The sequence below is a fragment of the Coleofasciculus sp. FACHB-542 genome (assembly GCF_014695825.1).
Taxonomy (GTDB): Bacteria; Cyanobacteriota; Cyanobacteriia; order Cyanobacteriales; family FACHB-T130; genus FACHB-T130.
Genome location: NZ_JACJPB010000040.1, coordinates 18,638 through 43,526, shown reverse-complemented (window position 1 = coordinate 43,526; position 24,889 = coordinate 18,638). Strand labels below are relative to the sequence as shown.

The window sequence follows — 24,889 nt, the reverse complement described above, 5'->3', positions numbered from 1 at the left end:
TTGGAATTAGTGTTTTCCAGAGTTGAAGAATTGTAAAATTAGGAAAGCTAAGTCTACCCGTGGCGTTGAGAGCGCATTCAAGGTGCGACGGGATAGAAATCAAAGAGATGCGATCGCTATCTATCCCATGACTCCATCTTCCTCCACCACTCCAACTGCACCTACGGCTGCCCATATCGTCACGAAAACTTGGACTTGGCAAGGTTTTCCCATCTGCTACCAGACTCAGGGAACTCAAGGGCCAGCGGTTGTGCTGGTACATGGATTTGGGGCATCTTGGGGGCACTGGCGCAAAAACATCCCGGTGTTGGCTCAAAATTGCCGCGTCTATGCCATTGACTTAATTGGCTTTGGTGGTTCCGCGAAACCCACCCCAGTGGGCAAGATTTCCTACACCTTTGAAACTTGGGGACAGCAACTCGCTGATTTTTGCCGCGAGGTGGTAGGAAGCCCCGTTTTTTTAGTCGGAAATTCCATTGGCTGTATTGTGGCAATGCAAGCAGCAGTCGATCACCCAGATATTGTCTTGGGAACTGCCCTCATTAACTGCTCTCTGCGGCTGCTGCACGACCGCAAACGCGCCCAGTTGCCCTGGTATCGCAGCTTTGGGGCACCTATCGTTCAACGACTGCTGGCAGTTAAGTGGATTGGCAAATTCTTCTTTAGCCAACTTGCCAAGCCGAAGGTGGTAAGGAAGGTTCTCCTGCAAGCCTACAAGCATCCGGAAGCGGTGACAGACGAACTGGTGGATATGCTCATGGCACCCGCGTTTGATGAGGGGGCTGTGGACGTTTTTGTAGCCTTTACACGCTATTCTCAAGGGCCGCTGCCGGAAGACCTGCTGCCCCTTTTGCCCTGCCCGACCATCATTCTCTGGGGAACGGAAGATCCTTGGGAACCGATAGAACTGGGGCGAGAGTTTGCCAATTACCCCAAAATTGAGAAGTTTATTCCCATCGAAGGTGTCGGGCATTGTCCCCAGGATGAAGCGCCTGAGTTAGTTAACCCAATTTTGCAGGATTGGATATTGCAGCATTCAGCCACATTAGCCACAGAATTGACTTCTCTTAAGGAGACTTGACAGAGAAAGACCAGCGATATGATTTCGTTTTGCCATCTAGAGTCCGAAAACGAACTTCAGCGTGATGAGTCCCTGACTCAGAGAAATTGGGAGTGTAACCTATTTCGAGGTGGCTAATAGGCCAGTCGCGGGTGTTGCCAATCCGAGACTGGCTTGTAACATCTACCCCATCAACAAACAACTGCACCGATCTAGGATCGGCCTGTTCCCCTAATTTAAAGCTCAATGCAGCGGCGACATACTGTACATAAGTCTGTGTTGACTCTTCGGGGGGAAACACCTGCAACAGCTGGGCAGGTCGAGGCGCTGAAGATGCCATCAACAGAAGACTCAATAAGGTTCCTGAAAGCTGATTCATCAGAAAACTACCTGGAACGACACAAGTCGAGGATGGCACAAAACTCTAAAAGTAGCCTTGTAAAAAGGGGCTGAAAAATTTACCGACCCGCAGACTCTAGAATCATCTGAAAATACTTAGAAGTGCTGGAATTGTGGCATCAGTGCTGCACCTTTATCAACTTAATAGTGCGCCCATATTTTTCGCAATGGACATCCCAGTGTTTGCTCTAGCAAGTGAAGCTGGCTCTTGTCAAGGTCAGTGTTAGGGTGGCGTGCTTCTAAGATAAAACGAGCGAAACCAGCGGGACACTCATACCGCAAGTCATTTAACGAACAGACAATACCGCAACAAGGCACGATAACCATCAGATCGTTGAATCTTGTGCCGTATGCGGTGTCCATAGCTTGTTGCCACCAGAGAGTTTCCAGGTGGGATAAACAGACAGGACATAAGATTTGTTCCAAGTTGCTGCCTGGGTCAACAAATTCCACGTCATCTGTGACTCTGAGATACACCCGATCTGCTTGCGGGACAAAAGACTTGAGCAATTGCAAGGTCATTTGTTGCGCTGCGGTATTGGGTACAAGCTGTGGAGCCGTTGGAATCAATCTCAGGAAGTCAACAGACATCTAAGCGATCGCCCTCGGCACTTCTAAGCAGCCACTAAATACTACAAAAATCCCCTGTTTGGGAATTGGTAGCTGAGAAAAAGTTTTAAGTTTTGAATTTTAAATTAAAGAACTCTCTTCAACTCAAAACTCAAAACTCTCATTACCAATCACCCATTTAAAAAGAGTCCCGACTAGCACTCCGCTTAAGCCAGTCCTGACCCAGCTGAATCGTCACATCCGAAACCAGGTTGCCAGTGCTTTCAACCCGCACTTCCCCGAATCCTAGCGAACGGTAGATGGCTTTGGCACTATTTCCATCTCCCTGTTGAGCCACTACGTGCGTTACCCGCAACGGTTCGGGCCACGGGTCGTCAACGTAGACATTCCGGTAGCCAGCATTCCTTAGCGTGTTGATTAAAGATTGGACAGCCTTCATATCACCTGTACTATCTTGAATCGCTACCCGGATATACGCTGGGTCAGTTGCTTCACCACCGTCCAATCCCTGGTCAAAATGCTGCGCCATCATCGTCTGGATGCGGCGGCGATTTGGCACCCAGTAACTCACCTCATGATGCCCACTGCCACTAAAGTCACCCGGTACCATTAACATTTGCACTTGGGAACGGTCGGTCTTGACACCATAGCCAACCAGGGCCAATAACTCCTCAACCGTCAAGTTGGTGTCAATATGCGACTGAATAACCGAAAGAATCTTCGGCATTCTCGCTAAAGTGGTTGGATTCAGTGCTTGCTCCATCAGTGCCCGCATTACCATTTGCTGCCGCTGAATCCGACCGATGTCGCCATACTTGTCATAGCGGAAGCGCAGCAATTGCAGCACTTGATTACCATTGAGATGTTGTTTTCCTGCTTTCAGGTTGATGTACAGGTGCTGGCTATCATCTCGATATTTCATATCCCTGGGGACATAGACGGTAACGCCACCCAAGGCGTCCACCAGCTTTTCTACCCCCTGAACGTTTATTCGGATGTAGCGATCGATTCCCACGCCGCTGAGGAGTTCGCTGGTTGCCTTAGCACTGAGGGCTGGTCCCCCCTCAAGATTAGCTGCATTAATCTTAGTAACGCCGACGCCCTCCACAAAGGTGCGGGTATCCCGTGGGATTGATAAAGCCGCGATTTTTTGCGCCTCCGGGTCAAACCGCAGCAAGAGCATGGTATCTGATAGACCCTCGAAGGAGTTTACCAGGGCGTGGTATCCCAGATTTTTCGTTTCAGGAGGAGGGTTATCCAGGTCGGAGGAGATGACCTTGATTCCCATGACTAAGATATTTACCGGGCGGGTCAGTTCTGGCAATCGCATACTGGTGCGGGAAATGCGATCGCCATCAAACACCGCAGCTTCTTCCGGACTTAGCTGGCTTTGCAGCAAAGGCGTACTGGAAAAAGACACGGCTAACAAAGCTCCCGCAGTTGCTGACAGCATTGCCACCCCAGTCAAGCCCAACCCAAGCCAAAGCCAGTTCACCTGGTTTCGTTTTTGAACAGGCCTTTTCTTGATGGGTTGATTGGATGTTTGCCCCCACGGGCGTTTTTCAGGAATTTTTCGGGCTGACACTGGCTTCCTCACACACGCAAAAAAGATAACACGAATTTGTGTTCAAGGTAGGGGCGCGGAATCTGGCAATCTGGAGCTGGGACGTTTATTTCTAACAAAATCCGTCCTTAAGAAGGATTGCACTAGAACACTCATAGCAGTTTTTCTACCGATTTACTGCAAAATCAGGCAAACACTGGCAAGAGTTTAACCTCATTTCGGTAGAGATGCGTAGGCTAGAGGGAGAACCAGCTATCAAGTGCATAGGCCAAATCTTCATTCGACCTTCCCCATTCCTTACTTTTGTTCCAGGAAAGCATCCGGATACAAATGGGTTGCACTGGTAACTCCGGTTGCTTTCTTTAAAAAAATACTGTGCGCCTACAACCTCTCTTGCCTCGTCCCAAGCTGAGGCGAACCAATACACGCTCGTTTAGGACAAGTGTTTGCGAACGGCTCCCTCCGCAAGCCCGCTAACACCCGGAATACGTACAGACTTCCGTTGCCACAGACGCACCATCAACCATAAGCTGACCAAAAAATAACCCGATGTCAATAGACCATTGATAAATAACAAACGCAGGGTTAAAGTTTCTGAAGCTTGTGCAACTCCAGCCCCCAATAAACCGTATGCCAACAGCCAACCGAGAGCCAGCGTCACTGACAGCCTACTCACGGTTTGTTGTTGCCGGTTGCTATCACGTCGGTATAACGTCCAGAGGGCCGGGAAAAAGCCAACTACAGGAATCAAATAGATAAACAGTTGGTAAAGTGGGGTTTCCAACCTGTCCCTCTTGATGTCTTGATTTTCAAACGGGTCAATGTCTTTCATTTTGGTTCCACAATAGACCCCATAAATAGAACGGTTCCAGTTTGATTATCTCGAATACAAGCGAAAAACGGGCGGTTAACAATCATCTCGAAGGGTTCCTCTGGCATCGGTGCAGATGTTGTCATTACTCCGACGGCAGTGACTGCGGCTGCTTCGGTTCCTGCTTCGTTCACTTCCACAAAGGTTTTGTGCTTGACTTGATTGAGCTGGAGTGGGATAGAACTCATCTGAGTAAAATTAGCATTTGAGTCGAAAGCTACTTCCATACCCAGCGCTTTGAGAGCGTCGTTGAGTTCTATGTCGTAGTCCATTTTGAAGCGAGGCATCTGGATGAATCCCGGTTTCGTTTTGAATTGAGTCATCCATTCCTCCCAGTTTTCAGTATTTAGCTGCTGGTAAAAATTTGTAAGTTTAAAATTTTCTTTTGGCAGAAAAACATATAAGCTAAGTTTTCCTTTTCCGTAGGGTAGACTAATGGCTTGAAACTGGTCGTTTTCGTAGTATTTATATTTATCCCTTTGAGACATCATTGGGTGTTGTTTCTGAGTTCCATCGGAAAGGTAGAACGGTTCAGTTGTTGTTTGCTTCTGGTCAAATTTCTTTGTCCAAGTCCCTTTGAAGTAAAGAGCGTTGATCAAAAATAACACTTGATCGGGTGGAATTTCGTTGACGATTGAATTGATTTTACCGCGAGTATTTTGTTTTACCCAGTTATTAATGTCAGATATAGCGCTGGTTTTTCTAAAGTCTAGTTCTGCAATTTGCGCCTGATAAAATTGGCGATTTTTTTGAAGAAAATCTGGGTTAAAAGAGACGCCTTTCTTTGCCCAAAGAGAGTTGGCAATGGTGAGCTGCACTTGGGGGTCTGGATTTTCTAAGAGCGCTTTCAAGGCGTCATTGGATTGATTGACTTCTTGTAGGCTTAATCCTTGCAATTCCAAGGTTTTTGCCATTGCTTGTTGAGTATCGCCGCTAGCACCGTTGTAGGTCATCGAGAGTGCGATCGCTACACTAGAAGGCGACACAAAAATATTCTTGCCGCTGTCCTCTTTTAAAATTTCCTTGAAGAGTTTGAACCCAAATTTTGTATTCGCCGCAACCAGTCTCGAATCCACGGTTTTCTTCTGGCGCTGACTGATGGTAGGAGAGGTTCCAGGTTGCCTGGGTTCGCCCATTGCAGCCTGCGGATTTTTGACCATCGACCATCCCAGTAAACCGAATAGGATGATAGTGACTGATGCGATCGCTACCATTAAACTGAACATTGGTCGCTTCATATAGCTGTTTATATTGCCGTAACATTTCTTTTCTAGAATGACGGCTAACAGCCAGGGACGTTCCACTGGTTACGGTTTTGGCAACTGATACCAATTTACTATTTTGATGTCACATTTGCGATCGCCCCAACTCCCCTTCAAAAGGGGGGCAATAGACGTATTTGTGGCAGACATAAAGTGAAATGGTATGAACCGGAGCGAAGAAGGTTTAAGGGGCGTGTCTATAGAAGGGGCGATATCTTGTTCAGTACAGGCCCCTATTCTTCAATCTCAAATAGCGATTCTCTGTTTAATTTTTCTGTTTGAGTAGCTCTTTCGCGGGTACTGTCCACCAAGCTAAGGCATAGGCTTGAGTATTTTCATTGAATTTCTGACGATAATGGACGCGAATTTTGTAGCGACCCGTGGCAGGAATTTCCTGAAAAATGTGTTCTACACTATCAACATCGCTTTCCGAAGACCAGATACTCTTGCTGATATCATTATCTTCGGCTCGCATCAGGTAGATATCGAGATTGTTTAAGCCGCGATCGCTAAAACTTTCCCCAACATCAAACTGCTTGTTGTTATTTTGATCTTGTAACTCCACGCGCCTATCCCAGGCGAGCGTAATCGAGGCAAAACTCCCTTGCTGCAATGGTTGGTTCAAGACATAATCCTGAAATGCAGACTCCTTCACTGTGCGGTAATCCCAACCGACCAACGGCACCGGCTTTTCAGAATTCCACTGACCGGGACTAAATTGCTGGTAAGCCCGAAAAGTATTCATCTGTCCGGTACCCATTTGGAAGTCTAATGGGATTTTTCGGTCTTTGTAAGCATCGGAGGCTAACCAGTCGCGGTTATCTTTGGTCAAAATTGTGCGACTCATCGCTTGGCGCAGTCCATCACCAGTGTCTTTGATTTTTTCTGCGGAGTTCAGCAGCACAGCTTTCATGACTTCATGACGACGGGCGTCTGGAGTCCAGTTGGGCTGTTGTGTTCGCAGTTGGCGATCGCTATATTCTTGTAACAACGCGACAGATGCGGTGACATGGGGAGCCGCAAAACTCGTTCCCGTAACCCGACTTTCCTTACCCTTAATATCTAATACCTCGATCTGGCTACCGGGTGCTACTAAACTAATCGAGCGACGGGGGCCAACATTAATTTCCCGGTCAAGCAGACGCTTCGCAATGCCGATAGGCGCAGCGCTCAAGTTGGCAAAATCTACTTTCGTAAAAATTCCCTCGCGGCGCGTTGTATAAGCAACATTGACGCCATTATAGTTATCGGTGGGAATCGGAATCCCCCCAGTCCCTTGATTCCCCGCTACTACATAAAGCGAGTCGTGGACGCGAGCCGACCAGTCAATACACTGGGTTAGTAGAGCGTTGCCATCCAGAATCGGGTTCGGTCGAGAATCTCGCTCCAGAGACTCTCCAAAACTAAAGTTAATTGCCCGAACATCGCCCCCATTTTGCATTGCTACATACTGCGTGGATAAGCACTCTTCCGGTTGACCTGTTTTTTGCGGTGCGCCAACCGCTGAAGCATACAGTCGTGCCTGCGGTGCCACTCCGGGGAAACCTTTATCCGAGCTAATCATCACGCTTGCTACCATTGCTGCGTGCCCATCAACATTACTATCAGCTTTGGCTGGGGCATCTCGATAAAAGACTCGGATCAAGGAGAAGGCTCGATTCCGGGAAACCGCTTTATCCAAACCAAATTGTCCCGGTCTTCCAATCTCCACTTGACCGATAGCAATCTTACGACCCAATAAGTTATAAGGAGCAGCGTGTAGCCTTTGGGCATCAATGCCCGCTTCTCCTAGTGATGAGGTTTCGTTAGCCAGAGAGGAAGGAGCGGTTAACGCGGTAATTCCCAGCCCCCAAACAAGCCATGTTAGTTTTTTAAAAATCTGCTGGTGAGCCACGCAAGCTTCTCCACTGAAGTTTTGAAGGTTGAAGGTTGAAGGTTGAAAATCTTAGTTTCAAGGTTGAAGGTTAGAGATTGAAGGTTAAATTCACACTTCATCGTTCATACTTCATACTTTTTTAAGGCTTGCCACGTCTTTTGTTAAACTGAATACCAGACGAGGACGCAAGAGAGTATAAATAACCATGACCCAAACGCCATCCCAGAAGCCGATTGTTATCGCTCCATCAATCCTATCAGCTGACTTCAGTCGATTGGGAGAGGAAATTCAGGCGGTGGATGCCGCCGGTGCAGATTGGATTCACGTTGATGTGATGGATGGTCGCTTTGTTCCGAATATTACAATTGGTCCGCTGATTGTAGAAGCGATTCGTCCTGTTACCCAAAAGCCACTGGATGTCCACTTGATGATTGTGGAACCAGAAAAATATGTCGCAGATTTTGCGAAGGCGGGGGCAGATCATATCTACGTTCATGCGGAACACAACGCTTCACCGCATCTGCACCGGACTCTAGGACAAATCAAGGAACTGGGTAAAAAGGCGGGTGTTGTTCTCAATCCTTCTACTCCTTTGGATTTGATTGAGTATGTGCTGGAGATTTGCGATCTGGTATTAATTATGAGCGTTAACCCCGGTTTCGGCGGTCAAAGTTTTATCCCAGAGATGGTGCCGAAAATCCGGAAGTTGCGTCAAATGTGCGATGAACGCGGTCTTGACCCTTGGATTGAAGTGGATGGCGGATTAAAAGTAGATAATACCTGGCAGGTTTTGGAAGCAGGAGCGAATGCAATTGTTGCTGGTTCTGCTGTGTTTAAGGCGAAGGATTATGCACAGGCAATTGAAGGGATTCGCAATAGTAAGCGTCCTTCACCAGAATTAGCGACTGTGTAGAAAGAATTTAATAATTTGCCTGTAGAGACGCGATGAATCGCATTCCTACTAGATGAAAAAAGCCTGCGATCGCAGGCTTTTTTTGTTGTTAGATAGAGAGGGCGTGCCAGAATAAGTACCAGCATTTGGCAATCGTGAAAGATGGTTTGGACGAATGGGCAAACGTTGTTTGGCGATCGCTATTTTATCGAAAAGCGGCTAGGCGAAGGCGGTATCGGCATTACCTATCTCGCCAGAAATAAACGCGGCGAACTGCGGGTAATTAAAACCCTGAGAGAACAAATTCTCAATCATCCCGCTTGGATACCGCGCCAAGCAAAACTACGGCAAGATTTCCGCGATGAAGCGCTGCGGCTGGCTTTGTGTCGTCACTCTCATGTGGTGCAGATAGAAAATGTCTTTGATGAAGGGAATCTGCCTTGCATAGCGATGGAATACATCGAAGGCGAAGACTTGGATCGTCGTGTCTTCCGAATCGGCGTACTATCGGAATCAGAAGCGCTGCAATACATCGGGCAAATCGGCGATGCTTTGACGGAGATTCACGAACGCGGCTTGCTGCATCGGGATCTCAAGCCCAATAATATTATGTTACGCGCTGGCAAATCGGAAGCTGTGCTGATTGATTTTGGCATTGCCAGAGAATTTATCCCCAATGCTATCCAGACGCATACAGAAAATCTTACTCCTGGCTACGCGCCACCCGAACAATATATCCCCAATGCAGAACGGGGAGAATATATAGATGTCTATGCTCTAGCCGCCACGTTGTATACTTTGCTGACCGCAGAGGTGCCAATGCCTGCGCCTGCAAGATTGCAAAACATTCCCCTAGAACCACCGCAGCAGTCAAATTCCAAGATTAGCGACCGAGTAAATGAGGCAATTATGCGGGGAATGGCGCTTAATCAAAAGTATCGCCCTCAGTCGGTGCAGGAGTGGTTAGATTTATTGGGATGTGATGTAGGGGCGGGTTTAGGACAACAATCCGCTACACCACCAACAACACCCCAGCCAAAGTTCAAAACACCCGTTATAGTAGTTCCTCAGATATCATCAAGTCCCAAACAGCAAATACACAATCCAAAATCTGCAACACCTCCTGTAGCAGTTCCTCAAACTTGGCGATGCGTACAGACTCTTAGTGGTCACTCCCACGCGGTTTGGTCTGTCGCTTTTAGTCCGGATGGGCAGCTACTGGCTAGTGGCAGTCGGGACAAGACTATCAAACTGTGGCAACTGGGTACGGACAAAGAAATCTGCACTCTCACAGGTCATTCCGACTGGGTTCGTTCCGCCGCTTTTAGCCCGGATGAGCAGCTACTGGCTACCGGCAGTGATGACAAGACTATCAAACTGTGGCAACCGAATACGGGCAACCAAATCCGCACTTTAAGTGGGTGGTTTTCTAGCCATTCCGACTGGGTCTATTCCGTCGCCTTTAGCCCGGATGGGCAGCTACTAGCTACCGGCAGTCGGGACAAGACTATTAAACTGTGGCATCCGAATACGGGCAACCAAATCCGCACTCTCACAGGTCATTCTGGCTGGGTTCGTTCCGTCGCTTTTAGCCCGGATGGGCAGCTACTGGCTAGTGGCAGTCATGACAAGACTATTAAACTGTGGCATCCGAGTACGGGCAACCAAATCCGCATTTTCACAGGTCATTCCGACTGGGTTCGTTCCGTCGCTTTTAGCCCGGATGGGCAGCTACTGGCTAGTGGCAGTCATGACAAGACTATTAAACTGTGGCATCCAAGTACGGGCAACCAAATCCGCACTTTCACAGGCCATTCCGACTGGGTTAGTTCCGTTGCTTTTAGTCCGGATGGGCAGCTACTGGCTACCGGCAGTCATGACAAAACTATCAAACTGTGGCATCCGAGTACGGGCAACCAAATTGACACTCTCACAGGTCATTGTAACTGTGTTTTTTCCGTTGCTTTTAGCCCGGATGGGCAGCTACTCGCTAGTGGCAGCGGGGACGATACTATCAAGATTTGGCAGCGGGTTTGAGAAAGGCAAAAGAAAGAGAAAAGAGTTTGTTTTGAGTTGGGGTTGAGATTATGGATGAAGCGTGTAAGGCATAATAATCTAACCTAAGTTGCTACTGATGCGCTCATCCCTTTTCGATTCTCCTGGCATCCCCCTTAAAAAGGTAGGACTGTTTCATTCCCAGAAAATTCGCCAGCGATTGAAATCGCTGGCTGGTGAGGGCAGAATAAAACAGCCCTACCCTTAAAAAGGGGGATTTTGAATCTCCCCACCGTCTTGATGCTTCCTAACAAAGGAGGTTCCCTCCGAGTTCCAGCATCACTTTTTCAGGGGGTTATGAGGGATAAAACTATCTATATTTAGAACTAGCAACTTGCGTTATTTTATGAAACTAACTTACGATCCTAGATACAACGTCCCTTATATCTACTTACAAGAAAAAACAGTGCAGGTAGAAACCATCCAATTCAGCGATGAAATGAATGTAAATATAGCGCCTGATGGAACTATTTATGGAATTTAACTATTTAATGCAAATCAACAATTTGGAGCCGATAACCAGGGAAAGCTGATTGTAGTAAATGAAGCTTTAGGAGAATCTTCTGAGATTAAATTGGCACTATAAAAGTCTAAAAATTGACTGCCCAGCTAACATCTACTCGCAACATTGAATTTCTTCAATTGCTAAGTTGTCAAACTGAAAAAGGCGCTCCAAGTTGGCTAGAGCGCCTTTTCTTCAACTACCTATTGCTGTCTAACCGCAAAGGGTTTTAGTGCCTGCGACCGCCGAGCCACTTAGCTGCCATGATGCCAAATACAGCGGCAACCACTGGATTGCTCAGAAACTTCATGATCGCTGGTTTATCAGCTAATACATCTTGAAAGATGTCAGGATGAGTGTGATAGGTAAAGGTAGCCAGTTTGCTGACATCATCTGCACTCATGCGGCTGGGGTGATGGGTGGAGAGACTTAATTGTTGCTCTAACTGGCGGTCATTGAGTCCTCTTTCCTTTAACCGCTTAAAGAATTCCCGCGCCACGTCATCCCGTTCGCTGGGTTGAATCTGCGCGATCGCTTTTTGGAGTTCTGGCTCCATCTGGCTGACGGGAATACTGTCTGGATGTAGAGACTTCCCAAACAGTTGACGGCGTTCGTCTCTAGAGGAACGTTGAGCAAAGTCATCAAAATTTTGATAATCACTGCTAGGATCGCTTGGAGCGTCCTGCATCATTTCGGAGTCACCACCAGCCAAATCATTCATGATTTGACGCTTATATTGTTCGCTGCTGGTCATTTTCTTATCTCCTGATTCAAAAGCTAAAAGAAAAAATCGTAAATTCTGGGTAGAGAGGGGATTCACCCCATCTCTACAAATGCACCTTCTAAAGTAGTTAAAGCTAGATGAATTGCCCCAGCTTTCACCGATTTCCCCTTAGTTAAACTAAGCACCTTGATACTGAATTTGTTTTGACTGCTCATCATATTTGGCTGTCAAAATCAGTTTTTTATCTGGCGCATACATCAAAATGGTTAAATCTTGGTTGGGAAAATTCTTGTGGAATCCTTGAGCTAAAGAGCTTGCTAAACTTTTAACTTCGTTAGGACGGACTTGGGGCGTAATCACAACTCCTAATTTGTTGTTATCACGGACGTAGGCATCCTTGACTAATCCTTTCGCTGTCTGGACTACCCAGTTACCAAATTCTTGACCGGCGGCAGTGCTACCGCGTTCCAACTGTTGATATGCGACAATGCTGTTAGCACCGCTACTCGCACCCGGTAGAGCTTTCGGTTGAGTTGCTTGGCTGGCTCCACTACAAGCTGTAGCTGTAGAGAGGAACAGAACCAAGACTAAAGCCGTAAAAATTTTCCGAAATTGCTGAAGAAAATTCACCTCAGTCTCCTATTAAACTTGTCTTTACAAGACAGAATCAGGGTGTTACCTGTCTGTGGTATTGGCTGCATTAAATAAGGGAGAAGGTCTAGATGAATCTTTTCAGTAACTAGACCTCCAAAGTCAAGTATTAGGCGTTATCAACCAAATCTTTTGCCTTATCTTTCACATCTTCTTTGGTGTGACTTACTTGGGCTTCAGCTTGCTTGGCTTTTCCTTCAGCTTTATCTTCTGGATCGCCAGTTATATTGCCGAGCGCTTCTTGGGCTTTGCCTTCGATATTTTTGCCGGTTGCTTTAGCTCTATCTTCAACGCTCATTTTTTTCTCCTAATCTTTCAAACAGTTTTTAATTTAGAAGATGCGTTAAATTTGCGTTATTGCCGCAGTCTTCTTTTGCTTCTATGTATTCAATGTATCTAGTTTTGTTTACACAGCCTTCTGCCCCCAGACAGAAAAAATGGGGATCGCTATTATTACTCTTTACCTATGCTCAAAGAATGAGTATTTCCTACGGCTAAAGGTAGATGATAATTTAAAAAAATTCTTAATTTTTACAATAGGAAATCTTGTCTCGGCTAAAAACGTGGGATCATTATCCCATTCATAAGTTCCCTTCAACAGCTTTCTCGAACCTTTGCAATGGAAGCACCCCTGCACCGCTAGAAACAAGCGGCTTTTCAAAGTTGTAGAGGGAGTGCTAATCAAGTAAAGGGGGAGAAGTAATTTAGTCCAAAGTGCGACTAAAGTGAGGTTGCAAAAAACTTGCATGACACAATTTCATTTGCAAGCAATGTTGAAGCCAATAAACGAATCAGCGATCGCTTTACCGCTCGAATACAAAAGATAAGAATTGTCAATATTTGTTAAAACAATTATGCTGTTGGCGATAAACGTGCATAACAGTGACAAGTTAGGATTTATTTCTGGCGATCGCTTAGATGAGCAAGGCATAGAAGAGGGCAAATGGCTAGGATGAGAGAGGCTAGATATCTGGTAATGTGCCGATCAAGCTCCAGGCACGAAAAACAATTTTCTTAAAGCTTCTTAAAACTGTATGACGCAATTTTGTCTGCAAGCTCCCTTTCAACCGACGGGCGATCAGCCGAATGCGATCGCGCAACTCACAAAAGGAGTCCAAAAAGGCGATCGCTTTCAAACCCTACTGGGAGCGACGGGAACGGGCAAGACATTCTCAGTAGCAGCGGTTATTGAAAATGTCGGCAGACCCACGCTGGTGCTGGCGCACAACAAAACGCTCGCCGCTCAATTGTGTAACGAATTGCGGGAGTTCTTTCCCCCAAACGCGGTGGAGTATTTCGTCAGTTACTACGACTACTATCAGCCAGAAGCGTATATTCCCGTCACCGACACTTATATCGAGAAAAGTGCCGCAATTAACGACGAAATTGATATGTTGCGACACTCAGCCACGCGATCGCTTTTTGAGCGGCGCGATGTCATTGTTGTGGCTTCTATTAGCTGTATTTATGGTTTGGGAATTCCCTCGGAATATCTCAAAGCCGCGATTCCCTTAAAGATGGGGCGAGAAGTGAATCAACGCGAGTTGCTGCGAGATTTAGCTTCCGTGCAGTATAGCCGCAACGATGTAGAAATGGGGCGAGGAAAGTTCCGAGTTCGGGGCGATGTGCTGGAAATTGGCCCGGCTTACGAAGATCGGATTATTCGCGTAGAATTCTTTGGAGATGAAATTGACGCCATTCGCTACGTTGACCCCGTAACCGGCGAAATCCTTCAGAGTATGGACGCCGTAAATGTGTACCCAGCGCGTCACTTTGTCACCCCAGAAGATCGGCTAGAAGCCGCTTGTAATGACATTGAACAGGAACTCAAAGATCGGCTGGAAGAATTAGAAAAAGCTGGGAAATTACTAGAGGCGCAACGACTCGATCAGCGCACTCGCTACGATTTGGAAATGTTGCGGGAAGTCGGATATTGCAACGGCGTTGAGAACTACTCCCGACATCTAGCAGGACGGCGTGCGGGAGAACCGCCAGAGTCCTTGATTGATTATTTTCCTAAAGATTGGCTGTTAGTGGTGGATGAATCTCACGTCAGCGTCCCGCAAATTCGGGGGATGTACAATGGCGACCAAGCACGAAAAAAAGTGCTGATTGAACATGGTTTTCGCCTCCCCAGTGCGGCTGATAACCGTCCTCTGAAGTCAGAGGAGTTCTGGGAGAAGGTAAATCAGTGTATTTTTGTTTCTGCAACTCCCGGTAACTGGGAGATAGAACAGTCAGAGGATCGAATTGTACAACAGGTGATCCGTCCGACTGGCGTACTCGATCCAGAAATTTTTGTACGTCCCACGGAAGGACAAATTGACGACTTGTTAGGTGAGATTAAAGACAGGATTGACAAGCGAGAACGGGTGCTAGTTACTACCTTAACTAAGCGCATGGCGGAGGATTTGACAGAATATTTACAAGAACGAGGAATTCGAGTCCGCTATCTGCACTCAGAGATTAACTCGATTGAGCGAATTGAAATCTTGCAAGAGTTGCGTGAGGGCAATTTCGATGTGCTAATTGGGGTTAACTTGCTGCGAGAAGGGTTGGATTTGCCGGAAGTTTCTCTGGTGGCGATTTTAGATGCAGATAAAGAGGGTTTCTTACGCGCAGAGCGATCGCTCATTCAAACCATTGGTCGCGCCGCTCGTCACATCCGGGGTCAAGCGATCCTCTATGCTGATAATCTCACCGATAGCATGATCAAAGCGATCGACGAAACCGACCGGCGGCGGGGGATTCAGATGGCATATAACAAAATGCACAACATTACACCCCAGCCGATTATCAAAAAAGTCAATAACTCAATTTTGGCTTACCTAGATGTTTCGCGGCGGCTGAATTCTCAACAGTTGGAAGAAATTTACGAACAGGCGGACGATTTGCCTTTAGAGAATATTCCAGAGTTGATTACCCAACTGGAAGCGCAAATGAAGGAAGCAGCAAAGAATTTGCAGTTTGAAGAGGCTGCAAAATACCGCGATCGCATTAAGCATCTACGAGACAAATTACTCGGTCATTAAAAACGCTTAAGCGCCTCTCTTTTCTTACTTTGCGTCCTTCGCGTCTAAGCGCTTCGCGCAGGCTTCGCCAACGCGGTTCAAAAATTCAACAGCGATCGCACTTTGACTGGAAAAACAGGGTGAAGAGCGATCGCATCCATACACCAATCAGCCATCTGAAAGCCAAGTTGAGCAATCTTCATAATTGAGTTCACCGACTCAGGCATCACCCGTGCAGCCTATGAACGCCATCACCAACGGCGTTGGCTTAGGATGGCTGATTGATCCAAAGACGAAGCAGGTAGAAATTTACCGTTTAGGGCAAGATGTAGAGGTGTTGGAGTTTCCTTTAACTCTATCTGGCGAGGATGTGCTACCTGGATTTGAGTTGGATTTGAATGAGGTATGGTGAAAGCTGATTTTTGGTAAGCGATCGCATCCAACCCGAATGGGATTCACTGCTAGAACATTGCTACACAGATGCCAATTCTCGGTACGAGCGGCACCACCTCATTAGTTCCGCATATTCCGGAAGGGCGCTAGATAAGGCATACCAAGGATTCCTGGAAAATTTAGCAAGCGTAATTTTTTGTCATCCCAGCTAATCCCCTCATCCAGAAATCATGCTCTCAAGGAAAATAAACCTTACCCTAAATTTCTACCTTTTGATTGTGGTGAATGGTACTAGCGATATCCGTACAATGTTGGCGATCGCTGTCTGAAACTTCACTGCCGCCAATGCAGTTAAACTTTATAAGAGGCGACTCTTACTTTGTCGTGCCCATCTCATAACCCCAACGTTCAGGGTGCCACGAGAAAACCTAGCGTCCCTGGCGCCTCGTGGAGCGTCAATCTGGCTTTGAATCGTCAAATGTCGATTTTTCTCCGGCATCTACCCACAGCCGAGTCATCTCCCCGCGTCATCAGCGGCTGACGACGATCTTCCAGATTAGGCAGTGCTGAAACCAGAAAAATTAAATTTGCATCTGCATCTTCGATCTTGTTTGCAAAGGGCAGAGCTTCTCGATAATGTTGGCAATTCGCGCAGTCCTAATTATGTTCGTGGGGTTGCGATTTCAACCAGTACTTCTGGGCATACTAAGAGTATAGAAGAGCATCATTAAGCTTAGGAATGTAACATATGCTTAATTACGATCGCGTATCTGAAAAAACTGCTCTGAAACCGATGTCTGTTGATTTTACTGTAGCCATTCCGACTTATAACGGGGAAGACCGTTTACCTGATGTCTTAGAGCGACTGCGATCGCAAATTCATACCGAGCAATTTGTCTGGGAAGTTTTAGTTGTTGATAATAACAGCTCAGACAACACCGCCAAAGTTGTTCGAGAATACCAAGCAAACTGGCCTTTCGCTTATCCTTTAAGATATTGTTTTGAACCCCAACAAGGACTTGCCTTTTCCCGTCAACGTGCAGTCCAAGAAGCCAGAGGTAAGTTGATTGGATTTCTTGATGACGATAATTTACCAACATCTACGTGGGTTTCGGCAGCATACACATTCGGGCAAAATCATCCGAAAGTTGGCGGTTATGGGAGCCGCATTTATGGTGACTTGCAAGGGACTCCTCCCAAAAATTTTGAAGAAATCGCTTGTCTGCTCGCTATTGCAGATAGGGGAACAAATGCTCTATGCTACGAACCCCACAAAAAGGTTCTACCACCTGGAGCTGGATTAGTTGTGCGTCGCCAAGTCTGGCTGGAAAGCGTGCCGAAAAATTTTATTCTTCACGGGCGAATTGGCGACAATATGCTGGCAGGAGAAGATTTGGAAGCGCTATTACATATTCAACAAGCTGGATGGGAAATTTGGTACAACCCTGAAATGTGTATTCACCATCGAATTCCCCACTGGCGCTTAGAGAAAGACTATTTAATCAAATTATGTCGAGGGATTGGTTTGAGCCGCCATCGGACTCGGATGCTTAGTTTCAAACCTTGGCAGCGACCCGCCGTTTTTTTTATGTATATGGTTAACGATTTACGTAAAATATTATTTCATCTAATCAAGTATAAATTTTCGTTGAAAGATGATATTGTAGCTGCTTGCCAAATGGAGCTTTTTATTAATAGCCTGATTAGCCCTTTTTATATTTGGAAAACTCGACTACGTACTTATGACATAAAAATTGATTAAATTCTGCGTAGAGAATTTACCGTTTATATTGTAACTATTCTCAATATAAAAGCTTTACTTTCTCTTCATACAGGGAGTATTGGTCTGGCTTAAACTGGTCTTTAGCTGGATCAATCGGGAAAACTTTATGGAAGCGATCGCTCTAAAAGCCTAAGCTTTTCTTCCAATCAGTGCTGTTGATACCTCAAAAGGCATTCTTGTTGGCGATTCCAAAACCCTAAAAACTCTCGGTAACTTTAATTCTCACACTGAATTCTCATACCGTATGAACAATATTACGACAGCAGTTCCTTTTGTGGATCTTCAACTCCAACACCAGCCTCTTCAAACACAGATAGAGGAGGCAGTGCGGGGTACGATTCAACGAGGAGATTTTATATTAGGTCAGGCTGTAGCTGACTTTGAGGCGGCGTTTGCCAGTGCCTGTGGTGTGGCTTATGGCATTGGGGTCGCTTCGGGAACAGATGCGCTAGCGCTCGGATTAGAAGCCTGTGGTATTGGTGCCGGGGATGAGGTCGTTTTACCCACCAATACCTTCATCGCCACTCTGATCGGCGTTGTCCATGCTGGTGCCACACCGATTTTAGTCGATTGCGACCCTCAAACTGCGCTAATTGACTTTACAGCCGCCGAAAAAGCAGTCACAGCCAAAACCAAAGCGATCGTTCCAGTGCATCTGTATGGGCAAATGGTTTCGCCCCGTCAACTTTTGGACTTCGCCAACACCCACAACCTGATTGTATTTGAAGACGCGGCTCAGGCTCACCTGGCAGAGCGAGAAGGTTATCGTGCTGGTTCGATTGGCAAAGCAGCAGCTTTTAGCTTCTATCCCAGTAAAAATTTGGGGGCAATAGGAGATGGAGGCATGGTCATTACCAATGATGAAGCAGTCGCGAAGAAAATGCGATCGCTCCGCAATTACGGGTGTTCCCGTAAGTATTACCACACTGAACCCGGTACCAATAGCCGACTTGATACCCTGCAAGCCGCTGTCCTCAACATCAAACTCCCTCATCTTGCCGACTGGAACTACTCACGTAACCAAGCAGCCCAGCAGTACGACGCCTTATTGAAGCCGCTGGCAAACTCTGGAATTTTCCCCATCCAAAACCAAAGTGGCAACGGTCACATTTATCACCTTTATGTTGTTCGTGTCACTGAAGCTTGTCCCCTCGACCGGCAGACGATTCAAGACAAACTAGCGGCTGTTGGTATTCAAACCGGCATCCACTACCCCATTCCCTGTCATCTTCAACCCGCCTTCGAGAATCTCGGCTATCAAGCCGGAGACTTCCCCCAAGCCGAAGCTCTAGCACTGGAAATTTTATCCTTACCGATGTATCCAGGCTTAAGCGATACCCAAGTCCATCAGGTCATTGATACTTTGCAAACCTTGTGTGTGAGAACCTGATGAATTTTCAATGTAAAAAACGCTAAGAATAATGATTCTAACTTTGCGCTTAGCATTAAAAAAGCTTAGAAAATTAAGGTCAAACTATGCATTTTGAGCGAAAGATTCCGATTGCTATTGAGCGTTACTTGCTAGAAGGAACCATTGTTGCTTTGCTGGTGATTCTGTATGCTCCACTGTTATGGCACTGGTACGATGGCTGGTTGAACAAAAATATCAGTATTGAACATGAATATTACAGCCACGGTTTAATTGGGTTGCCTTTTGCCGCCTATATAACCTGGTCAAATCGACAACAATGGCGTCAGTTACCAGATACAAGTCATCCACTAGGCGCAGCCTTGCTAGCCTTGGGCGGAGTATTTTATCTCAGCGGCATTACTGACCTGATAAATTTATCCTTTCCTGCTGTATTAGCTGGACTTTGTCTGTGGCTGAAAGGAGTTCCTGGCTTCAAACTTCAAGGCTTTCCCTTGTTACTCGTATTTTTGGCAACGCCGACCCAAATTCCTTACTTACTAGCTCCCTATACCTTGCCCCTCCAGCGATTCATTGCTGCAACAGCTGGTTTCATCCTGACTCAGTTCGGGATGAATGTTACTGTCAACCAGATTTACTTATTCGTAGGCGGACGAATTGTAGAAGTTGCGCCTTTCTGCGCTGGACTTAAGATGTTATTCACCAGTCTTTATGTAACCTTGATGTTGCTTTACTGGACGGGTGCTTGGGCATCTCGTACGAAGACGATTTTGTTAGTCGTCGGTGCAGTAGTCATTAGCGTTACTGGTAATATCGTCCGCAATACGCTGCTAACTTTCTTTCATGGTACTGGCCAAGAAAAAACTTTTGATTGGCTGCACGAAGGCTGGGGCGGTGATGTTTATTCTGCCTGTATGTTGGGGTTAATTGTGCTTCTACTCAATGCGATCGATCGATATATTTCAGATGAGCCTCAGAAGGATGAAGCATGAAACTGCCCAAGAAATTGCAGCGCTTTCAATTTTCTAAAGTCGTCTTACTGAGTTTTCTTGTCGGACTGATGGCAATTGGCGCAGTTCCTAGTTACTTGACAGGACGCTGGTCTTGGGCAAATCCCCCACGAGTGACCAACCTCCAACAACTCAAAAATATACGGCAGGCTGGTCTAGCGCTTCCCGGCTGGCAGACTCAACAACAGGATACCGTAACGATTGGCGGTCATAAATGGTCGATTCAGGAACTCCAGCAGGATGAAAAAACCCAGGTAACTTTGCTGCTTTTGCCTCAAGAAGATCGCAAGGCTCAACCAGAGGTTGAGTGGATGGATATTAATGGGTTTAAAGAGTGGCAGACCGATCAAGAGCAGCGGTTGCAGTTTAAGGTTGAAACTCAAGCACAAACGGGAACCCAAAACACTACAGAATCTGGAACTTCTGCTACACGTCCGACATCTTCCGATGTTAAAGCTCGTTTCTTTCGCGGTTGGACTCGGCAGCAGACCTTCGCCGTGCTTCAGTGGTACGCTTGGCCTGGAGGAGGCAATCCGTCTCCTAGTGGTTGGTTCTGGGCGGATCAAATGGCTCAATTGCACCGTCGCCGCTTGCCTTGGGTTGCTGTTAGCATCTTGATACCGATGGAGCCTTTGGCTGAGGTTGACACAGCTCTACCACTGGCTAAATCGCTCGGTCAAACGGTTCAAGCTGCTTTGATGAAAGAGTTATGAGTTGAGAGTGGGAGGAGAAATTTGCTTGACTCGCTTGGATTTGAAGAATGAATTTACTGATAACTACACTCTGTGCAATCTGTGCAACTTTTTGAGAATTGTCACCCTTGATGCAACCCGGTGGAGTTTAGAAGCCAAACGGCTTTCTAACGGGTAGAAGTTTATCGCATCTTGATCCAAGGATGTTGGAAGGGAACCTAAAGCTCCATAAGGGTTTTAGGATTTGCAATCGTGCCAGTCTAAAACATCGCGGGATGAATTTCTGGGGAGGAACTTCAAGACGCGATCGCTTTGTTGAGAATGCAAAGAAAGTTGCACAGTGAGTTATAACTGATAAATTTGATGATCGGTTCCCTAAGGTCTTAGTGAATATACTTATGTCTCGCACTCCTGGAGGCCGGTTGCACCGCTTCACCGCCTTCTTTCTCTTCACTCTCCACACGACTGTCTACACGTTGCCGAGTAGTGTCCTACTCTGGATGCTGCACTCAGGGACTTTTGCTGGTAGAGGGATGAGTCAAACTTTACCCACATTACCCAACTCGGTTGCACCTCCCTTGCCGCCTCCACCTCCTCCCCCTAATACCAACGAGAACATACAATCGCCGGTGGTGATTCCAGCAGCTCCTATCGATCCCACCAGTCCACCACCACCGCTGGGTTATCCACCGCCTCAGCCGTTTGAGGGACAGCCGACCCAGTTTAATAATCGCTACCTGCTGGGAACGGGAGATACGATTTCGGCGTTGGTTGAGCGTTTTCCAGACTTGAGTTTTCAAAGCGTCATTGACGCGGAAGGAAACATCGTGGCACCCCTATTAGGGAAAATATCTGTACTGGGTCTGACTCTGGAAGAAGCCCAGGAAAAAATTCGCTTGGGATTAAACCGCTTTGTCATCGATCCCGCTGTCACTGTAACGCTGGCAGGTCAACGTCCAGCCCAAGTTACTATCAGCGGCGAAGTCGTTAGACCTGGTTTTTACACCCTGGCTCCTGGCGCTCAACTTTCTGCGGCATTGCTAATCGCTGGTGGCAGCACTAATCTCGGAGATCTGCGATCGGTTTTGGTGCGTCGCGCCCGGATTGATGGCTCGACAATTGAGCAACGGGTTGATTTGTTTACGCCGCTGCTAAATGGACAGTCACTCCCCAATTTACGCTTACAAGATGGCGATGCAGTAGTCATCCCGAAGCTAGAAGTTGCCACGGAGCAAAACTACGATCGCTCGCTAGTTTCTCGTTCTACTGTGTCTCAGCAGCAGATCAACATCCGAGTTTTGAGCTACGCTGGTGGGGGAATTGGTAGTATTAGCTTGCCCAACGGTAGTACATTTGTTGATGCTTTAAGCGCGATTGGCCCTAGCCCAGATAATTCTAACCTGCGAAATATTGCCCTGATTCGATTCGATCCCGAACGCGGCAAAGCAGTGACTCAGAAAATAGATGGGAAAGCAGCGCTACTGGGAAACATTGCTCAAAATGTCCCCCTAAGGAACAACGATGTCATTGTGGTGGGCCGTAACTTGGTTGGTAAAATCACTTATGCCTTGAGTACTTTTACTCAACCTTTCCGGGATATTTTGGGATTCCTGCTATTTTTTGACCAGCTAAGAGAAAGTGCTACCGATCTGTTTGGTCCGACGACTGATAGTAACAATAACTCCGACTAGAGAAGCTGGTAATAAATGCTACCTGAAACCAAAAATATCTAAGAAATTAAATGTTAGAAAATATCGAGCCAAAGCAGCAAAATAAGAAAAATATTTAGCGTGAACTTTTGATTTCTACTTGTTTCTACTCCTGATTTCCTCATTAGCCCCTAGGCCCAAAAACGACCATGACTCCTCCTATTGTTAAGCGTTATCTGATCGCCCTAGATCAACATAAATGGATTGGATTAGCTGGTTTTACTATCATTGTCGGTGCGTCAGCCGTCATGGGTATACAACCAGCACCAGCTCCTGTTTTCAAGGCCACAGGGGTGCTGGCTTATAACGGGCCGATTGCACCATTTTCAACGACGACGCAAGCGATTCAAAAGCAGGGTCAAGAGCTGAATGAGGATACGCTGCTAGCAGAGAATGTGGTCAAAGCAGCAGCAACGCGGGTGAAAGCAGACACAGCACAAATTGCTAAAAATGCGAAAGTAAAGCTGCCGGAGGAGGACGGACCGAAGGTTATTCAAGTTTCTTACAGCGATAGCGACCCGAAGCGGGCGGGTGCCACCTTGGAAGCGCTAATGCAGGGAATGGTGGAACAGAGCCGTTTGATTAACAGCTCCCGGCTACGAGCGATTATTGACTCCATCAGTGCCCGGTTATCTCCTGCTGAGATGCAACTTCGAGAGGCGCAACAGAGACTAGAGCAGTATATTCGCCAGGAGGGACCCGCACTGGTTGCCGCTCAGGATGGGAGGACACTGGGTGCAATTTCTGGTAGCCAAGAGCAGCAACGTCAGCTTCAGATGACTTTGGAGGGAATTGATACCCAAATTCGCAGTCTGCAAAACAAGTTGGGTTTGACGGCGGCTGAAGCTTACACGTCTTCTGCCTTGAGTGCTGACCCAATTATTAACAGCTTGCGATCGCAAATTCATCAAACTGAAACCCAACTGCAAATTCTCAGCCGGGATTTGCGGCAGGAGCATCCTCAAATCATTCAGCTGAAAAAACAGCTAACAGCCTACAACGAACTGCTATCGTCGCGAGCATCGGAGGTGATGGGTGGAGGCGGTGTAGCAGCGCCCTTGCCCCCCAGCCAAATTCGCAGAGACAGCAGCCTTGACCCCACGCGCCAAGGTATGGCAAACACGCTGGTAGCTTTACAAACCCAGCGCGAAACGCTGCAACAGCAACTACAGGCTAGTCGCAAAACCGAGCAGCAACTCCGTGCCGAATATGTAAAAATCCCCAATAAACAGCTGGATCAAGCCCGACTACAACAGCAGGTTCAGCTCAAACAAGGTCTGTACGATAAGATGCAGGTGGCATTAGTAGATGCCAAGGCAGCAGAAGCCGAGACGGTCAGCAGTCTCACCATTGCCCAACCGCCACAAGTTGCCGCTAGCGAGCAAAAGAGCCAAAGCTTACCGATAACGGTAGCCGTGGGAGCTTTGGTCGGGGTATTAGTGGGTGGCGGATTGATTTTCCTGTTAGCGATGCTGGATGGCACGTTCTACACGGTCGAGGAAGTGCGGGCGGCACTACGACAACGGGATGTGCTGGTGCTGGGTGAAGTGCCTTTCGTTGCCCTCCAAGATCCGCAATTGGGCGAAACGCCAGTTCTGCTCCAGCAGGATTCTGTTTATCACGAGTATTACGAACGCTTCCGCAGCAATCTGCGGCGAGCCAGCGATCAACCTTTGAAAGTTGTGTTATTGACCAGCACAATTAGCCAAGAGGGTAAGACAGTCAATGCTTATAACCTTGGAATCGCATCGGCTTGTGCTGGCAAGCGCACTCTAGTGATAGAAACTGATTTGCGATCGCCTTCTGAGTCAAAATTCCTGAAAGTCTCTCCCGATCCAGGTGCTAGTCTAGAACCCCTACGGTACTACACTCAGTTAAGTGAGTGTATCCGTTTAGTTCCAGATATTGAGAACCTATACGTGGTGCCTAGTCCCGGCCCGGTACGTAATGCTGCTGCCATTTTAGAATCCAGCGAACTCAGGCGGCTGATCGAAGATGCGCGAGGTCGTTTTGACTTGGTGATTCTCGATACCCCCGCCTTAAGCCGGTGCAACGATGCTCTCCTATTGGAACCCTACGCCGATGGTATCGTGCTGGTGACTCGACCCGGTTTCACTCAGGAGAGTATTTTGGTAGAGGCAGTCGATCAATTGACCGAAGCAGAACTACCACTCGTAGGAGCGCTCATCAATGCGGTAGACACGCCAGTACAGGTTCCCAGTGTGAACAATGAGGACATTGAAGCCGACATAGAAGAAGAAGAAGAATTAGAACCTTCCCCTTCTCGATCCGAAAAAGTGCCAAATGAGTACATTAAGCGCTAATCATCGCAAATCTGGTTCGGATATCCATCCCAAATAGAAACCGCTAATGACAAATGGCTAACCGCTCATTGTAGAAAGGTAATGAGCAGTTAGCCATTCGTAAAAAAAACAAGCTGTAAAGCGTCTAAAAAAACCTGTTTAGATTCTTGGTTGTAGCACAGGAGAAGAAGTG

General features: G+C 47.0%; 20 protein-coding genes and 1 pseudogene. 12 read left to right on the top strand and 9 right to left on the bottom strand.

Features of this window, described 5'->3' with window-relative positions; genetic code table 11:
- The first annotated feature begins 127 nt into the window (after positions 1–127).
- Positions 128–1,081 (top strand): alpha/beta fold hydrolase, encoded by a 954-nt coding sequence (locus H6F52_RS14635; RefSeq protein WP_190535762.1) that lies wholly within the window; start codon positions 128–130, stop codon positions 1,079–1,081.
- On the opposite strand, the gene H6F52_RS14630 is transcribed toward H6F52_RS14635, so the two are convergent.
- The 6 genes from H6F52_RS14630 to H6F52_RS14605 form a co-directional block, all read right to left on the bottom strand.
- Entirely contained in the window at positions 1,068–1,439 is a 372-nt protein-coding gene (locus H6F52_RS14630; protein WP_190435886.1) for a hypothetical protein, read from the bottom strand. The two genes, H6F52_RS14635 and H6F52_RS14630, sit on opposite strands and share 14 nt — an antisense overlap.
- A 161-nt stretch (positions 1,440–1,600) precedes the next feature.
- Complete coding sequence (locus tag H6F52_RS14625; RefSeq protein WP_190429409.1) at positions 1,601–2,050, bottom strand: hypothetical protein; 450 nt, start codon at positions 2,048–2,050, stop codon at positions 1,601–1,603.
- A gap of 157 nt (positions 2,051–2,207) precedes the next feature.
- Positions 2,208–3,614 (bottom strand): LCP family protein, encoded by a 1,407-nt coding sequence (locus H6F52_RS14620; protein ID WP_190429410.1) that lies wholly within the window; start codon positions 3,612–3,614, stop codon positions 2,208–2,210.
- A 412-nt stretch (positions 3,615–4,026) separates the two neighbouring features.
- The gene (locus tag H6F52_RS14615) at positions 4,027–4,425 is read right to left on the bottom strand and encodes a hypothetical protein (protein ID WP_190429411.1); all 399 of its coding nucleotides are present in this window, start codon (positions 4,423–4,425) and stop codon (positions 4,027–4,029) included.
- Positions 4,422–5,702 carry a serpin family protein gene (locus H6F52_RS14610; protein WP_190535760.1) on the bottom strand — a complete coding sequence of 427 codons (1,281 nt, stop codon included), beginning with the start codon at positions 5,700–5,702 and terminating at the stop codon, positions 4,422–4,424. The genes H6F52_RS14615 and H6F52_RS14610 overlap by 4 nt, the downstream gene beginning before the upstream one ends.
- A gap of 289 nt (positions 5,703–5,991) precedes the next feature.
- Complete coding sequence (locus H6F52_RS14605; protein WP_347276217.1) at positions 5,992–7,620, bottom strand: S8 family serine peptidase; 1,629 nt, start codon at positions 7,618–7,620, stop codon at positions 5,992–5,994.
- Positions 7,621–7,807: 187 nt separating this feature from the next.
- Here H6F52_RS14605 and rpe point away from each other — a divergent pair, with 187 nt between their 5' ends.
- The 3 genes from rpe (at position 7,808) to H6F52_RS25770 (ending at position 11,033) form a co-directional block, all read left to right on the top strand.
- The gene (rpe, locus tag H6F52_RS14600; RefSeq protein WP_190414261.1) at positions 7,808–8,515 is read left to right on the top strand and encodes a ribulose-phosphate 3-epimerase; all 708 of its coding nucleotides are present in this window, start codon (positions 7,808–7,810) and stop codon (positions 8,513–8,515) included.
- 141 nt (positions 8,516–8,656) lie between these two features.
- Positions 8,657–10,531 (top strand): serine/threonine-protein kinase, encoded by a 1,875-nt coding sequence (locus H6F52_RS14595; protein WP_190535742.1) that lies wholly within the window; start codon positions 8,657–8,659, stop codon positions 10,529–10,531.
- Positions 10,532–10,895: 364 nt separating this feature from the next.
- A complete protein-coding gene (locus H6F52_RS25770; protein WP_242033951.1) occupies positions 10,896–11,033 on the top strand; it encodes a DUF2283 domain-containing protein in 138 nt (45 codons plus the stop codon).
- A 247-nt stretch (positions 11,034–11,280) separates the two neighbouring features.
- Here H6F52_RS25770 and H6F52_RS14585 read toward each other — a convergent pair whose 3' ends face one another.
- From H6F52_RS14585 to H6F52_RS14575, 3 genes are all read right to left on the bottom strand, one after another.
- Positions 11,281–11,805 carry a hypothetical protein gene (locus H6F52_RS14585; protein WP_190414265.1) on the bottom strand — a complete coding sequence of 175 codons (525 nt, stop codon included), beginning with the start codon at positions 11,803–11,805 and terminating at the stop codon, positions 11,281–11,283.
- 147 nt (positions 11,806–11,952) lie between these two features.
- Complete coding sequence (locus H6F52_RS14580) at positions 11,953–12,405, bottom strand: hypothetical protein (protein ID WP_190414267.1); 453 nt, start codon at positions 12,403–12,405, stop codon at positions 11,953–11,955.
- 130 nt (positions 12,406–12,535) lie between these two features.
- Positions 12,536–12,724 carry a CsbD family protein gene (locus H6F52_RS14575; protein ID WP_190414269.1) on the bottom strand — a complete coding sequence of 63 codons (189 nt, stop codon included), beginning with the start codon at positions 12,722–12,724 and terminating at the stop codon, positions 12,536–12,538.
- Positions 12,725–13,460: 736 nt separating this feature from the next.
- On the opposite strand from H6F52_RS14575, the gene uvrB reads away from it, so the two are divergent.
- The 8 genes and pseudogenes from uvrB (at position 13,461) to H6F52_RS14535 (ending at position 24,717) form a co-directional block, all read left to right on the top strand.
- Complete coding sequence (gene uvrB, locus H6F52_RS14570; protein ID WP_190535740.1) at positions 13,461–15,458, top strand: excinuclease ABC subunit UvrB; 1,998 nt, start codon at positions 13,461–13,463, stop codon at positions 15,456–15,458.
- Positions 15,459–15,687: 229 nt separating this feature from the next.
- A pseudogene (locus H6F52_RS14565) lies at positions 15,688–15,849 on the top strand (Uma2 family endonuclease); the annotation flags it as partial.
- 729 nt (positions 15,850–16,578) lie between these two features.
- Positions 16,579–17,592 carry a hormogonium polysaccharide biosynthesis glycosyltransferase HpsE gene (hpsE, locus tag H6F52_RS14560; protein WP_242033950.1) on the top strand — a complete coding sequence of 338 codons (1,014 nt, stop codon included), beginning with the start codon at positions 16,579–16,581 and terminating at the stop codon, positions 17,590–17,592.
- A 265-nt stretch (positions 17,593–17,857) separates the two neighbouring features.
- Positions 17,858–19,003, top strand: coding sequence for a DegT/DnrJ/EryC1/StrS family aminotransferase (locus H6F52_RS14555; protein ID WP_190535739.1), 1,146 nt, complete (start codon positions 17,858–17,860; stop codon positions 19,001–19,003).
- A gap of 86 nt (positions 19,004–19,089) precedes the next feature.
- A complete protein-coding gene (gene crtB / locus H6F52_RS14550) occupies positions 19,090–19,974 on the top strand; it encodes a cyanoexosortase B (protein ID WP_190414275.1) in 885 nt (294 codons plus the stop codon).
- Positions 19,971–20,705, top strand: a complete 735-nt coding sequence (locus H6F52_RS14545; RefSeq protein WP_190535737.1) for a cyanoexosortase B system-associated protein — start codon at positions 19,971–19,973, stop codon at positions 20,703–20,705. Before crtB ends, H6F52_RS14545 begins: the two co-directional genes overlap by 4 nt.
- Positions 20,706–21,082: 377 nt before the next feature.
- On the top strand, positions 21,083–22,375 hold the full coding sequence (locus tag H6F52_RS14540) for a polysaccharide biosynthesis/export family protein (protein WP_199300561.1): 1,293 nt from the start codon (positions 21,083–21,085) through the stop codon (positions 22,373–22,375).
- Between the two features lie 167 nt (positions 22,376–22,542).
- Complete coding sequence (locus H6F52_RS14535; protein WP_190535735.1) at positions 22,543–24,717, top strand: tyrosine-protein kinase domain-containing protein; 2,175 nt, start codon at positions 22,543–22,545, stop codon at positions 24,715–24,717.
- Positions 24,718–24,889 lie beyond the last annotated feature (172 nt).